The sequence below is a fragment of the Luteimonas sp. A611 genome, assembly GCF_054072715.1.
This window is the reverse complement of record NZ_JBSVRP010000001.1, coordinates 1,301,478-1,314,295: the sequence shown is the minus strand read 5'-3', so window position 1 is coordinate 1,314,295 and position 12,818 is coordinate 1,301,478. Positions and strand designations below refer to the sequence as shown.

At 67.5% G+C, this 12,818-nt stretch carries 11 protein-coding genes and 1 pseudogene; 7 read left to right on the top strand and 5 right to left on the bottom strand.

Features of this window, described 5'->3' with window-relative positions; genetic code table 11:
• Positions 1 to 186: 186 nt before the first annotated feature.
• Positions 187 to 1,200: a LacI family DNA-binding transcriptional regulator gene (locus ACW5EG_RS05855; protein ID WP_457021057.1), complete on the bottom strand. Its 1,014-nt coding sequence runs from the start codon at positions 1,198 to 1,200 to the stop codon at positions 187 to 189.
• Between the two features lie 96 nt (positions 1,201 to 1,296).
• Between ACW5EG_RS05855 and ACW5EG_RS05850 the strand changes: the two genes are divergently transcribed.
• From ACW5EG_RS05850 to ACW5EG_RS05820, 7 genes and pseudogenes are all read left to right on the top strand, one after another.
• Positions 1,297 to 2,349: a sugar phosphate isomerase/epimerase family protein gene (locus tag ACW5EG_RS05850; protein ID WP_457017806.1), complete on the top strand. Its 1,053-nt coding sequence runs from the start codon at positions 1,297 to 1,299 to the stop codon at positions 2,347 to 2,349.
• Positions 2,350 to 2,392: 43 nt separating this feature from the next.
• Positions 2,393 to 3,616 (top strand): MFS transporter, encoded by a 1,224-nt coding sequence (locus ACW5EG_RS05845; RefSeq protein WP_457021056.1) that lies wholly within the window; start codon positions 2,393 to 2,395, stop codon positions 3,614 to 3,616.
• 10 nt (positions 3,617 to 3,626) lie between these two features.
• Entirely contained in the window at positions 3,627 to 4,751 is a 1,125-nt protein-coding gene (locus ACW5EG_RS05840; protein WP_457021055.1) for a Gfo/Idh/MocA family protein, read from the top strand.
• A 217-nt stretch (positions 4,752 to 4,968) separates the two neighbouring features.
• Positions 4,969 to 5,694 (top strand): annotated as a pseudogene (locus ACW5EG_RS05835) (sugar phosphate isomerase/epimerase family protein); the annotation flags it as partial.
• Positions 5,695 to 5,709: 15 nt separating this feature from the next.
• Positions 5,710 to 6,333, top strand: a complete 624-nt coding sequence (locus ACW5EG_RS05830) for a 3-keto-disaccharide hydrolase (RefSeq protein ID WP_457021408.1) — start codon at positions 5,710 to 5,712, stop codon at positions 6,331 to 6,333.
• Positions 6,330 to 8,009 carry a GMC family oxidoreductase gene (locus ACW5EG_RS05825; RefSeq protein WP_457021054.1) on the top strand — a complete coding sequence of 560 codons (1,680 nt, stop codon included), beginning with the start codon at positions 6,330 to 6,332 and terminating at the stop codon, positions 8,007 to 8,009. Before ACW5EG_RS05830 ends, ACW5EG_RS05825 begins: the two co-directional genes overlap by 4 nt.
• Positions 8,009 to 8,800, top strand: coding sequence for a gluconate 2-dehydrogenase subunit 3 family protein (locus tag ACW5EG_RS05820; RefSeq protein ID WP_457021053.1), 792 nt, complete (start codon positions 8,009 to 8,011; stop codon positions 8,798 to 8,800). Before ACW5EG_RS05825 ends, ACW5EG_RS05820 begins: the two co-directional genes overlap by 1 nt.
• An 87-nt stretch (positions 8,801 to 8,887) precedes the next feature.
• Here the strand turns inward: ACW5EG_RS05820 and ACW5EG_RS05815 are convergent, their stop codons facing one another.
• The 4 genes from ACW5EG_RS05815 to ACW5EG_RS05800 are packed head-to-tail and all read right to left on the bottom strand — an operon-like array spanning position 8,888 to position 12,781.
• Positions 8,888 to 9,661 carry a 3-keto-disaccharide hydrolase gene (locus ACW5EG_RS05815; RefSeq protein WP_457021052.1) on the bottom strand — a complete coding sequence of 258 codons (774 nt, stop codon included), beginning with the start codon at positions 9,659 to 9,661 and terminating at the stop codon, positions 8,888 to 8,890.
• Entirely contained in the window at positions 9,661 to 10,236 is a 576-nt protein-coding gene (locus ACW5EG_RS05810; protein WP_457021051.1) for a gluconate 2-dehydrogenase subunit 3 family protein, read from the bottom strand. The genes ACW5EG_RS05815 and ACW5EG_RS05810 overlap by 1 nt, the downstream gene beginning before the upstream one ends.
• The gene (locus ACW5EG_RS05805) at positions 10,236 to 11,921 is read right to left on the bottom strand and encodes a GMC oxidoreductase (RefSeq protein WP_457021050.1); all 1,686 of its coding nucleotides are present in this window, start codon (positions 11,919 to 11,921) and stop codon (positions 10,236 to 10,238) included. Before ACW5EG_RS05805 ends, ACW5EG_RS05810 begins: the two co-directional genes overlap by 1 nt.
• 29 nt (positions 11,922 to 11,950) lie before the next feature.
• Positions 11,951 to 12,781, bottom strand: coding sequence for a hydroxypyruvate isomerase family protein (locus ACW5EG_RS05800; RefSeq protein WP_457021407.1), 831 nt, complete (start codon positions 12,779 to 12,781; stop codon positions 11,951 to 11,953).
• Positions 12,782 to 12,818 lie beyond the last annotated feature (37 nt).

The window sequence follows — 12,818 nt, the reverse complement described above, 5'->3', positions numbered from 1 at the left end:
TTAGCTGCGCGGAGCGCGCTCGCCCCCGTTCCTGCGGGTCCATGGGCGCATCGATCCTTTCCGCCGGCGGGAAGGGAGCACGGCATCCGGCGCCCACGCCCCTGCTGCTCGCCCCCGCGCTGCGGGAAAGTTCTGGGGGGGGGCGGCCCCCGAGCCTCGCGGCTACCCTTGCACCATCACCATGCGTCAGACGCGTCCATGCGGCGGCGCGGCGGTGGACCCGCGCAGCATCAGGCTGAAGTCCAAGGTCTGCTGATGCGGCACGTCCACGGACTCGATGATGGCAAGCAGGAGCCTGGCCGCGCGGACGCCGATCTCCCGCATGGGCTGACTGATGGTCGTCAGCGGCGGGCTCAGATAGCGCGAGGATGCCAGGTCGTCGAAACCGACCACCGAGAAATCCTCCGGCACCCGGATGCCCAGGTCCCTGCAGGCCGCGAGCACCCCCAGCGCCATCTGGTCGCTGAAACAGAATGCGGCGGTGGGCGCGGGCGCCTGGCCCAGAAACCGCGTCGCGGCCACGTAGCCGGATTCCACCGTGAAGTCCCCCGGCACCGGCATCAGCAACTCCAGGCGGCCGTGCGCCAGGGCCGCGGCCCTGGCGCCTTCCAGGCGCTGGCGATGCAGCGGATTGTCGGGCGGACCGCCGACCACGGCGATCCGCGCGTGCCCCAGCGCATACAGGTGCTCCATCGCCGTGCGCGACGCGGCCGCGTTGTCGATGTGGACGCTGGGAATCCCCAGCGTCGGATCGAACTCGCATCCATTGACCACCGGCGCCGTCGCGCCGAGCCGCCTGACGATCTCCCGCGCGGTCGGCGGAAGCCGATGCCCGAGGACGATCATGCCGTCGGCCTGGTTGCGCGGCAGCATCTGCGCGTAGCGCTCCTCCCGCTCCGCCTGGTGCTCGGTATCGCCGAGCAAGACCGCGTAGCCAGCCGCCTGCGCGGCGTCCTCCGCACCCTTGAGGACCTGGGCAAAGAACGGGTTGCCGATGTCCGGGACCGTGATCAGGATCTTGCCGCTGCGCTGGGTCTTGAGCGTCCGGGCCACCGCATTGGGCACGTAGCCCAGCACGGCGGCAGCCTGCTCGATGCGCTTGCGCGTGTCCGGCAGGACCTTTTCGGGCCGCGAGAGCGCGCGGGACACGGTGCCTGCCGAGACGCCGACGTACCTGGCGATGTCGTAGATGGTGGCCATGTCCCCGTCCCGGATGCGCCCGATGCAGTGCACAACGCGTGCCCCGATCATCGCATGCTAGGATCGAATGCAATCGATTGCATCAGGTGGCTCGGCATGCGGACACTCCAGGGCCCGGCGCTGTTCCTGGCCCAGTTCATCGGCGACGAGGCTCCGTTCAATCGCCTGGATACCCTGGCCCAGTGGGCCGCGGGCCTCGGCTATCGCGGCGTCCAGGTGCCGACCAGCGCGCCGCACATCTTCGATCTCGCCCAGGCTGCGCAAAGCCAGGCCTACTGCGACGATCTGGCCGGCATGCTGGCCGACCACGGGATCCGGATCACCGAACTGTCCACCCATCTGCAGGGACAGCTGGTGGCCGTGCACCCGGCCTACGACGCGATGTTCGACGGCTTCGCGCCGCCGGACAGGCGCGGCGATCCCGCGGGCCGGCAGGCCTGGGCCGTCGAGCAGCTGACGCTGGCGGCACAGGCCAGCCAGCGCCTGGGCCTCAAGGCGCACGCCACCTTCTCCGGCGCGCTGGCCTGGCCCTATCTCTATCCCTGGCCACAACGCCCGCCCGGCCTGGTCGACGAGGCCTTCGCCGAACTCGCCCGCCGCTGGCGCCCGATCCTCGATGCTTTCGACGACTGCGGCGTCGACCTGTGCTACGAGATCCATCCGGGCGAGGACCTGCACGATGGCGCGACCTTCGAGCGCTTCCTCGACGCCGTCGACCACCACCCGCGCGCGAAAATCCTCTACGACCCCAGCCACCTGCTGCTGCAGCAGATGGACTACCTGGGCTTCATCGACCGCTACCACGCGCGCATCGGCATCTTCCATGCCAAGGACGCCGAGTATCGTGCCGATGCGCGCAGCGGCGTGTATGGCGGCTACCAGGACTGGATCGACCGCCCGGGCAGGTTCCGCTCGCTCGGCGACGGCCAGATCGACTTCAAGGCGATTTTCTCGAAGCTGGCCCAGTACGACTTCCCGGGCTGGGCGGTCGTGGAGTGGGAGTGCTGCCTGAAGCACCCGGAGGACGGCGCGCGCGAGGGGGCGGCCTTCATCCGCGAGCACCTGATCCGCGTGACCGAACACGCGTTCGACGACTTTGCCGACGGCGGCGCCAGCCCACAAGAGCTGCGCGGCATGCTGGGGTTGTGAATCCACACCGTTTGATCCGGACACCGACCTGGGAGGAGAAGTGATGACGTCCACGATGTCGCGCCTTGGCGTGATGATGTTCCTGCAGTTCTTCATCTGGGGCGCGTGGTTCGTGACCCTGGGCACGTACCTGGTCAATGGGCCGCTGCAAGCCAGCGCAAGCCAGGTGGCGACGGCCTTCCTCAGCCAGTCTGTCGGTGCGATCGTCGCGCCGTTCCTGGTCGGGCTGATCGCCGATCGCTACTTCGCCGCGCAGCGCATCCTGGCCCTGCTGCACCTGGCCGGCGCGGCGCTGATGTGGGGGGCGTCGACGGCTACCAGCTTCAATGCGTTCTCCGGGTTCGTCTTCGGTTACATGCTGCTGTTCATGCCGACGCTGGCGCTGGCCACCAGCATCGCGATGCGGCACATGCAGTCACCGGAGAAGCAGTTCCCGCCGGTGCGCGTGGCCGGCAGCATCGGCTGGATCATTGCGGGCGTGCTGATCGGCTGGCTGGGCTGGGAGCAGACCCAGCGCCTGGACCTGACCTTCAGGATGGCCGCCATCGCCTCGGCGGTGCTGGGCCTGTACGCGCTCACCCTGCCACACACGCCACCACTGGCGCGCGAGCGCGATGCGAAGCTGGGCGAGATCCTGGGGCTGGATGCGGCGCTGCACCTGCTCAGGTCGCGCGCCTACTTGGTGTTCTTCCTGGCCTCGATCGCGATCTGCATCCCGCTGTCGTTCTACTACAACTTCACCAACCCCTTCCTCAATGACGTGGGCGTACGTCGCGCGGCCGGGCTGCAGTCGCTGGGCCAGGTGTCCGAAGTGCTGCTGATGCTGGCCATGCCGTTCCTGTTCGTGCGCCTGGGGGTGAAGGTCATGCTGGCGGTGGGCATGGCCGCGTGGGTGCTGCGCTACGTGATGTTCGCCTTCGGCGACGCGGACGCGGGCTTCGCCCTGCTGGTGATCGGCATCGTGCTGCACGGCATCTGCTACGACTTCTTCTTCGTCACCGGCCAGATCTACACCGACGCCCATGCAGGACCGGGCTTCCGCAGCAGCGCGCAGGGCTTCATCACCCTGGCCACCTATGGCGTGGGCATGCTGATCGGCACCCTCCTGTCGGGCGCGGTCGTGGAGTACTACACCACCGACGCCGGCCCGGACTGGGAGAGGATCTGGCTGTTCCCGGCCGCGGTCGCATTCGTGGTGCTGGTGGCCTTCCTGTTCCTGTTCCGCGAAGGGCGGGTCGCCGCGCCTGCCGCTTCCTCCGCGCACTGAGGCCTGCACGATGAGCACGCTTGGAGTCGCCATCGTCGGCACCGGCATGATCGGCGCAGTGCATCGCCGCGCGGCGGTGCTGGCCGGCGCCGTGGTCCGCGGCGTGGCCGCGTCCTCGCCTGCACGAGCGCAGGAAGCGGCTCGGGCCTGGGGCGTCGCGCGTGGCTATGGCGGCATCGAAGACGTCATCGCCGATCCGCAGGTGCAGGTCGTGCACGTGTGCACGCCCAACCACCTGCACCGGGCGATGGCGCAGGCGGCGCTGGAAGCGGGCAAGCACGTGATCTGCGAAAAGCCGCTGGCGACCACGCTTGAAGACGCCCGCGCGCTGGCCGCGCTGGCCAAGTCCACCGGGCAGGTGGCCACAGTGCCCTTCGTCTACCGCTACCATCCGGTGGTGCGCGAGGCGCGTGCGCGCATCGCCCAGGGCGAGCTGGGCCCGCTGCGCCTGATCCATGGCAGCTATCTGCAGGACTGGCTGCTGGATCCGGCCAGCAACAACTGGCGGGTGGACCCGGCCCTGGGCGGTGCGTCGCGCGTGTTCGCCGACATCGGCTCGCACTGGTGCGACCTGGTCGAATGGGTCGGCGGCGAGCGCTTCGCCGAAGTCAGCGCGGCGTTCGAAACGGTGATCGCCGAGCGCGGCGTGGCCTCCGGCAAGAGCTTCGCCACGCCTGCGGCCGGCGGTGACACCCGCGCGGTGTCCAGCGAGGACGTGGCCGCGGCCATGTTCAAGACCGGCAACGGCACCCTGGCCACGCTCACCGTCAGCCAGGTCTCGGCCGGGCGCCGCAACCGCCTGTGGTTCGAGATCGACGGGGCGAAGGCCAGCGTGGCGTTCGACCAGGAGGACTGCGAGCGGTTGTGGATGGGCTATCCGGACCAGCGCGAGGAAGTGTTCGTGCGCGGACCGGGCGCCGGCAGCGCCGAGCAGCGGCGGCTGTCGGTGCTGCCCGCTGGCCATGCGCAGGGCTATGCCAACTGCTTCGAGGCCTTTGTCGCCGACACCTACCGGGCCATCGCGGGCGAACGCCCGGAGGGCCTGCCGACGTTCGAGGACGGCCTGCGCTCGGCGCTCATCGTCGATCGCGTCATCGCTTCGGCCAGGTCGCGCGCATGGACGCCGATCGGCTGAGTTCCCGCGGCGCGGCCGGCTGCGTGCCGATCCGCGCCGGTGCATCCACCTGCCATGCCTCGTGCCTGGCGTGGGTTCCGTTCCGTCACCCCGATTCCCGGAGGACATCATGACCATCCGTACCCTGCGCAGGATTGCGGCCGCTGCACTCGTGCTCTGCACCGTCCTGCCCGTCTGCGCACAGCAGGGCGATGCCGCCAGCCCCCTCGCCGTGCAGATGTACACGCTGCGCAACGTCGGCTCGCTCGAGGAGCAGCTGAAGATCGTCCACGACGCGGGCATCCACGCGGTGGAGACGGTCGGTGCGCAGAATGTCCCGGCCGCGGAGCTGAAACGGCTCCTGGACAAGTACTCGATCGAGGCGATCGCGAGCCACGTGGCGCTGTCCGAGCTGCGCGGCGACCTGGACGAGGTGGTGGCGTTCCACCGCGCCATCGGCAACCGCGTACTGGTGGTGCCGTACCTGCAGGAAGTCGAGCGGCCGACCGACGCGGAAGGCTGGCGCGCGCTGGGCCGCGAGCTGGGCGCCCTGGCCGAACGCCTGCAGCCGATGGGCATGCAGCTGGCGTACCACAACCACGAGTTCGAGCTGGTCGAATTCGACGGCGAGACGGGACTCGAGCTGCTGTTCGAAGCCGCCGGTCCGGCGCTCGCCGTCGAGCTGGACCTGGCCTGGGTGGCGCGCGCCGGCCACGACCCGGCGGCGTTCCTCGGCAAGTTCCCCGGACGTGTGTACTCAGTCCACGCCAAGGACAACGCGCCGGATGGCCAGGCGAAGGAAGAACAGGGCTTCGCTGCCGTGGGCAAGGGCGTCCTCGACTGGAATGCGATCCTTCCCGCCGCCGCGGACGCGGGCGTGAAGTGGTACATCATCGAGCACGACCATCCGCTCGATCCTGCCGCCGTCATCGGGACGGGCGCGGCCTTTCTCGGCGACCACCTCGCCCCCGACAACCAGCTGAGCAGGCAGGAACAGGACGACGGCTGGCAACTTCTGTTCGATGGCAAGGATCTGTCGCAGTGGCGCAACTTCAAACAGGACGGGCTGAGCGACAAGTGGGTCATCGAGGATGGCGCCATCAAGCTCACCGGCGCAGGCGGCGGCGACATCCTGACCAGGGCTCAGTACCAGGACTTCGACCTCACGCTGGACTGGAAGATCGCAGAAGGCGGCAACAGCGGCATCCTGATCCTGGCGAATGAAACCGGCGAACACATCTATTCGCACGCACCGGAAATCCAGATCCTGGACAACGAACGCCATCCCGACAACAAGCTGGACACCCATCGGTCCGGCTCCCTGTACGACATGATCGCCTCACCTGCGGCCTCGCACAGGGTCGCCGGCGAGTGGAACCAGGTGCGCATCCTTCTGGACCAGGGCCAGCTGACCGTCTGGCAGAACGGCGTGCAGACGGCATCGTTGGAAATCCACGGTCCGGAGTGGCAGCAGTTGGTGGCGGCAAGCAAATTCGCCAACTGGCCGGGGTTCGCCGCCAACAGCAGCGGCCATATCGGCCTGCAGGATCACGGCGACGTGGTGTGGTTCAAGAACCTCAAGATCAAAGAACTGAAGCGATGAGCGATCCCGCCTATTCCGTGCTGGTTGTCGGCTCAGGCGCCGGCGGCGCCATGGCCGCCTACGAGTTGACCCGCCAGGGCCACAAGGTGCTGCTGCTGGAAGCCGGCCGCCATTACGACCCGAGAACGGAAACTCCGATGTTCAGGCCCAACTCTGCCGCACCGCTGATGGGCGCCTCTACACCGGACAAGGACTTCGGCTTCTACGATTCCACCGTCGGCGGCGGTTGGCAGGTGCCGGACGAACCCTACACCACCGCCGAAGGCACCGAGTTCCTGTGGTGGCGAGCCCGCATGCTGGGCGGCCGCACCAACCACTGGGGCCGCTATTCGCTGCGTTTCAGCGAACATGATTTCAAGGGAAAAAGCCGGGATGGCCTGGGCGCCGACTGGCCTATCGACTACGACGACATCGCCCCCTGGTATGACAGAACCGAAGCCCTGGTTGGCGTATGCGGCACCAATACCGGCCTGGATGACATGCCGCCGTCGTCCGATGGGGTCCTGCAGCCACCACCCGTACCACGGGTACCGGAGTTGCTGATTGCCGCTGCGGCGAAGAAGCACGGCATCGCGGCGGTTCCGATGCACCGGGCCGTGCTGACCAGGCCGCTGGATGACCGCGCGCCCTGCTTCTATGCCACGCCCTGCGGTTACGGCTGCTCGATCGGTGCCGCCTTCCAGACCACCACCTCGCTCCTGCCGATGGCGCAGGCCACCGGCAACCTGCAGATCGTCACCGATGCCATGGTCAGGACCGTGACCACCGATGCCGGCGGCAACGTCACGGGCGTGATCTATGTCGACAAGAAGACCGGTACTGAACGGCGACTGGGCGCGAAAGTTGTGGTCCTGGCAGCCAGTGCCTGCGAGTCGGCGCGCATCCTGCTCAATTCAAGAAGCGCTAGCCACCCGGACGGACTGGCCAATTCCAGCGGCCAGGTCGGCCGCAACCTGATGGACTCCACCGGTGCAAGCCTGTCGGCGCTGGTCCCGGCACTGATGAACCGGCCCCGCTACAACGAGGACGGCCACACCGCCAACCACCTGTTCATTCCCTGGTGGGGACACAAGGCACACGCCAACAAGGAACTGGATTTCCCGCGCGGCTACCACTTTGAACTTGGCGGACGCTTCGCCGAGCCGGGTGCCTATGTCAGCGGCGACCTGCAAGGGTATGGCACCGCGCTGAAACAGCAGGTGCGCGCGCATTACGGGGCTTACGTTTCATTCGCTCTACGCGGCGAGATGCTGCCGAACGAGCATTGCTACATGGACATCGATCCACGGGTCACGGACAAATGGGGGATTCCGGTACCCCGTTTCCACTGGCGATGGTCGGAAAATGAACTCAAGCAAGTAGAGCATGGCCTGAGAACCGCCAAGGCCATCCTGGAAACCATGGGTGCGACTGTCGGCGAGTTGCCCGCTGCAGAAGATGCGATCAAGAAAGGTGGCGAGATCATTCACGAGGTGGGCACCACCCGGATGGGCGGCTCGAGCAAGGACTCGGTGACCAACCAGTGGGGACAAAGCTGGGACTGTCCGAACCTGTTCGTGATGGATGGCGGCGTTTTCGCCTCCAACCCGCACAAGAACTGCACCCTGACCATCATGACACTGGCGATGCGCAACAGCGCCTGGCTGGCCACCCAACTCAAGGCGGGGACGCTGTGATGCGCAAACCACCGCAGGACCAGGACATTGCTGCCCACGACGACGGCATCGCACCTGCTTACGCGAACAGGTTGAGCCGGCGCGACTCGCTGAAGCTGCTGGCCGCACTGGCTGCAAGCGCGATGCTGCCTGCATTGTCCGGTTGTGATTCGACATCGACGGAAGATGCCGCCGGTGGCGTAGCGGACCAAGGGCATTGGCCGGAGCTTGAACTGCAGCCGGTGACGGCCAAGGGTTATGGCAAAGATCCGGACCTGATGGTTCCGCCGGACGCGTCCTGGCCGCTGACGTTGACGCCGGCCCAGCTGTCGCTGCTGGCATTGCTGTCGGACATCATCGTGCCAACGGAAGGCCAGTCGCCGTCGGCGTCCGCGGTGCAGGTGCCGACAGTGATCGATGAATGGGTGAGTGCACCCTATCCCGACCAGCAGCAGGACCGGCTGACCGTCCTGTCGGCCCTCGCCTGGCTCGACGACGAAGCCGCCATGCGCTTTTCGCAGTCATTCAGGGCGCTGGGCACACCGCAGCACCTGGCGATCATCGATGACATCGCCTACGACAACGAACAGACCCCACGGCAGTTCCAGCGCATTGCCAGGGCCTTCGCCCGGCTGCGCAACCTGGTTCTGGCAGCCTATTTCTGCACGCCGGAAGGCATGGAAGATATCGGCTACCTGGGCAATGTGGCCATTGCAGGGACTTACCCCGGACCGACGCGAGAGGCCTACAGCCATCTGGATACGGTGCTGGCAAAACTCGGGCTGAGCGAGTTCGCCTATCCGGTGGGCTAGCCGTCATCCCCGGCCACACGGGCAGCGCTCGCGACCGCACCTGCGTCGTCGCACGCTGCCCGGATGGGCGCAGGGCTCCACGCGTTCCTACAGCTCCCTCACCCAGATGTTGCGAAAGCTGACTTCGGAATCGTGGTCCTGCAGGTAGATCGGCGCGCAGCCGTGCGGAGAGTACGAAGGCGGGCCGCGGTATTCGGTGGTGCCGGCGATGACGGTATCGTCCTGCGCCAGCACGCCGTTGTGCAGCACGGTGATGCGCGCGGGCGCAAGCAGCCCGCCTCCCTCGGAGAAGCGCGGCGCCTTCCAGATGACGTCGTAGGCCTGCCAGGCGCCGGGCGCGCGCGAGGCGTTCACCAGCGGGATGGCCTGCTTGTAGATCGAGGCCGCCTGGCCGTTGGGATAGGTGGCGTTGTCGTGGCTGTCGAGCACCTGCAGTTCGTACAGCTCCTGCAGGAAGATGCCGCTGTTGCCGCGGTTCTGGCCGTCGAGACCGCTGGTCTGGATCGGCGTGCGCCACTCGACATGCAGCTGGATGTCGCAGAAGCGCTGCCGGGTGCGGATGCCCTTGCTGCCAGGCAACACGGTGACGGCGCCATCGGCCACCGCCCACGGTGCCTCGCCACCCTGCTCGGATTCCCACGCCGTCAGGCCGCTGCCGTCGAACAGCACCACCGCATCCGATGGCGCCGCGCCTGCGGGCGTGGCCACGACCGCAGGCACCGGAGCCCAGGCTTCGGTCTTCGCCGGATCGGCCGATGGATCATGGGCCAGCGCAGCCGCGCCGGCCAGGATGCCGCCCACGAGCAGGACCGCGCGTGCGCCCGTGACCTTGTGCCGCGAACGGTTGAAAAGGCCGCGCATCACCTTGTCGCCCACGCCGGCGTCCCCGGCTCGTAAGGCAGGTCGCCGTCGTAGTGGCCGGGCACCGGGTCGTAGCGCAGCACTTCGGTGGCACCCACCTTCGAGGTGAAGAAGCTGAAGAGGACCAGCTGCTTGATCATCGTGAAGTAATGCACCCCGCCTCCGCTGCCCGAGCCATCGGCGGCCACCCACGCCCGGCGGGCCTGTTCCCCCGCCTCCTGGTCCAGTCCGGTCAGCATCTGCAGGCGGACCGCCGGCGGCAGGGCCAGGAAACTTCCAGCGGCGCGCCTGTCCAGGTCCGTCAATCCGGCACGGAAGGCGGCCTGGTCCTCGCGGCTGTAGCAGTCGGTGACGAAGCGCGCCATGAACGCGCCCACCTCCGCGTCCTTCGCCCCGGGCGTGTCGGTGCGCGGGATGATCGCCTCGGCGATCTCGTCCAGCAGGGCCACGTCGTCCGCGGTGAAACCGGCGGCGCCCTGCGCGACGGGTGCCTGTCCGAGGACGAAGGCCGGCATGCCGAGCATCGCCACGCCGGTGGCGGACGCAATCATCTTCAGCAGTTCACGGCGTTCCATCACAGGTTCCCCGCCTTGAGCTCGCGCACCGCATGGTCGGCGGCGCGCGCGGTCAGCGCCATGTAGGTCAGCGACGGATTGACGCAGCTGCCCGAGGTCATGCAGGCCCCGTCGGTCACGTACACGTTGGGCGCGTCCCACACCTGGTTGTGCGCGTTGAGCACCGAGGTCTTCGGGTCGCGGCCCATGCGCGCCGTGCCCATCTCGTGGATCGCCATGCCCGGCGCGTAGTCGCCATCGTAGCTGCGCACGTCGCGCACCCCGGCCGCCTCCAGCATCTCGGCGGCGTCGGCGCCCATGTCGCGGCGCATCGACTTCTCGTTGTCACGGATCGAGACGTCCATCGCCAGGACCGGCAAGCCCCACTTGTCCTGCGTGCCGTGGTCCAGGCGGATGGTGTTGTCGTGGTAGGGCAGCATCTCGCCAAAGGCGGTCATGCCGATGCTCCAGTCGCCCGGCATGCTCGCGGCTTCCTTCAGGCCGGCCCCGATGCCCATTTCGGCGACGCTGCGCGACCAGTCCTGGCGGCTCGCGCCACCCTGGTAGCCGAAGCCGCGCAGATAATCGCGCCGGTCGCCGCCGACGTTGCGGAAGCGCGGAATATAGAAACCGCAGGGACGCCGGCCGGAGTAATACCTGTCTTCAAAGCCATCGACGATGCCGTGCGCGCCGACCTGGAAGTGGTGGTCCATGACGTTGTGGCCCAGCTCGCCCGACGACGAGCCCAGGCCGCCTTCCCACACGTCGGTGGCCGAGTTCATCAGCACCCAGGTTGAGTTGAAGGTGGATGCGTTGAGGAAGATGACATTGGCCGTGTAGAGGTAGGTCTGGCCATTCTCGGCATCGACGATCTCCACGCCGCGCGCGCGCCGGCGGTCCTTGTCGTACACCACTTCCTTCACGATCGAGAACGGACGCAGGGTGAGGTTGCCGGTCTGCATCGCCGCCGGCAGGGTGGCCGACTGGGTCGAGAAGTAGGCGCCGTACGGGCAGCCCAGGATGCACTTGTTGCGGTACTGGCAGTTGGCCCGGCCCTGTTCGGGACGCGGCTCGGTGATGTTGGCGGTGCGCGAGTGGATCATCCGCCGCGTGTCGCCGAAGGCCTTGCGGATGCGCGCCGCTACATCCTTCTCGACCACGTTCAGCGGGATCGGCGGCAGGAACTTGCCATCGGGCAGCACGTCCAGGCCCTCGACGGTGCCGGCGATGCCGGCAAAGGTCTCCACGTGGTCGTACCAGGGCGCGATGTCGGCGTAGCGGATCGGCCAATCGGCGGCGATGCCCTCGCGCGCGTTCGCCTCGAAGTCCAGGTCCGACAGGCGGTAGCTCTGCCGGCCCCACAGCAGCGAGCGCCCGCCGACGTGGTAACCGCGGAACCAGTCGAAGCGTCTGGTTTCGTTGTACGGACACTCCGTCTCGTCGGCCCACATCCCGTGGGTACTCTCGGACAGCGGGTAGTCGCGGCGCAGGACCGGATGCGCTTCCTTCATCGCCTGGGTGGGCACGTTGCGATGCGGGTAGTCCCAGGCCTCGTTGCCCGCGTTGACGTAGTCCTTGATGTGCTCGATGTTGCGACCGCGCTCGAGCATCAGCACCTTGAGTCCCTTTTCAGCCAGTTCCTTGGCGGCCCAGCCACCGCTGATGCCCGAGCCGACGACGATCGCGTCGTAATGATTGTTCGCCATTGAGACTGCGTTCCTGGTTGAGGCGGGGGTTACACGTCGCAGAGGCGGATAGCCTCGCGCAGGGAGGCCACCGGGTCCGGCGCCGACGGCATGAATTCCTGTGCGATATACCCGTCGAATCCGGTGTCGCGGATCGCGCGGCAGATGGCCGGATAGTTCAGCTCCTGGTCCTCGCCGAGCTCGCGCCGACCAGGCACGCCTGCAGTGTGGTAATGCAGGAAGTGCCGGTGGTGGCGACGGATGGTGGCGATGATGTCGCCCTCCATGATCTGCATGTGGTAGATGTCGTAGAGCAGGCCGAAGTGGTCCGAACCCAGCGTCTCGCACAGCTCCACACCCCATGCGGAGCGGTCGCACAGATAGTCGGGGTGGTCCACCCGCGAGTTCAGCAGTTCCATCACCAGCACGACGCCGCGCTTCTCGGCGTGGGCGAGGATGCGTTTGAGGCCGGCAGCCGAATTGGCCATGCCTTCGCCCGGGTCCATGCCGTTCCGGTTACCGGAGAAGCAGATCAGGTTGCGATAGCCGGCATCGGCCACCAGGTCGATGTGGCGGGTGTAGCGCGCCACCAGTTCGTCATGGAAGCGGGTGTCGGAAAAACCCTTCTCCAGCCCGAGCTCGGCGCCGTTGCACATCGAGCTGTGCACGCCATGCGCCTTCAGCGTGGGCCAGTCGTCCGGGCCGACCAGGTCGATGGCGGAGAAGCCGATCTGCTTCACTGTCCGGCACAGCTCGGCGATCGACATCTGTCCGAACGTCCAGCGCGCCACGGAATGCTTCAGGTTGGTCTTCAGCGGCTGCGCGGCAGCAGCCGCTGCGGGAACGAGCGCGGACGCGGCCAGCCCTATTCCGCCGACCATCGTGGCGCGCAACGCATCGCGCCTGGTGAAGGTGTGG

What these genes read in the sequence shown, in the direction of transcription:
- ACW5EG_RS05820 (WP_457021053.1), top strand. Translation starts at nt 8,009, where the DNA reads ATGCGCAAACCACCGCAGGACCAGGACATTGCTGCCCACGACGACGGC.
- ACW5EG_RS05800 (WP_457021407.1), bottom strand. Translation starts at nt 12,781, where the DNA reads ATGGTCGGCGGAATAGGGCTGGCCGCGTCCGCGCTCGTTCCCGCAGCG.
- ACW5EG_RS05805 (WP_457021050.1), bottom strand. Translation starts at nt 11,921, where the DNA reads ATGGCGAACAATCATTACGACGCGATCGTCGTCGGCTCGGGCATCAGC.
- ACW5EG_RS05825 (WP_457021054.1), top strand. Translation starts at nt 6,330, where the DNA reads ATGAGCGATCCCGCCTATTCCGTGCTGGTTGTCGGCTCAGGCGCCGGC.
- ACW5EG_RS05855 (WP_457021057.1), bottom strand. Translation starts at nt 1,200, where the DNA reads ATGGCCACCATCTACGACATCGCCAGGTACGTCGGCGTCTCGGCAGGC.
- ACW5EG_RS05840 (WP_457021055.1), top strand. Translation starts at nt 3,627, where the DNA reads ATGAGCACGCTTGGAGTCGCCATCGTCGGCACCGGCATGATCGGCGCA.
- ACW5EG_RS05815 (WP_457021052.1), bottom strand. Translation starts at nt 9,661, where the DNA reads ATGCGCGGCCTTTTCAACCGTTCGCGGCACAAGGTCACGGGCGCACGC.
- ACW5EG_RS05845 (WP_457021056.1), top strand. Translation starts at nt 2,393, where the DNA reads ATGACGTCCACGATGTCGCGCCTTGGCGTGATGATGTTCCTGCAGTTC.
- ACW5EG_RS05810 (WP_457021051.1), bottom strand. Translation starts at nt 10,236, where the DNA reads ATGGAACGCCGTGAACTGCTGAAGATGATTGCGTCCGCCACCGGCGTG.
- ACW5EG_RS05850 (WP_457017806.1), top strand. Translation starts at nt 1,297, where the DNA reads ATGCGGACACTCCAGGGCCCGGCGCTGTTCCTGGCCCAGTTCATCGGC.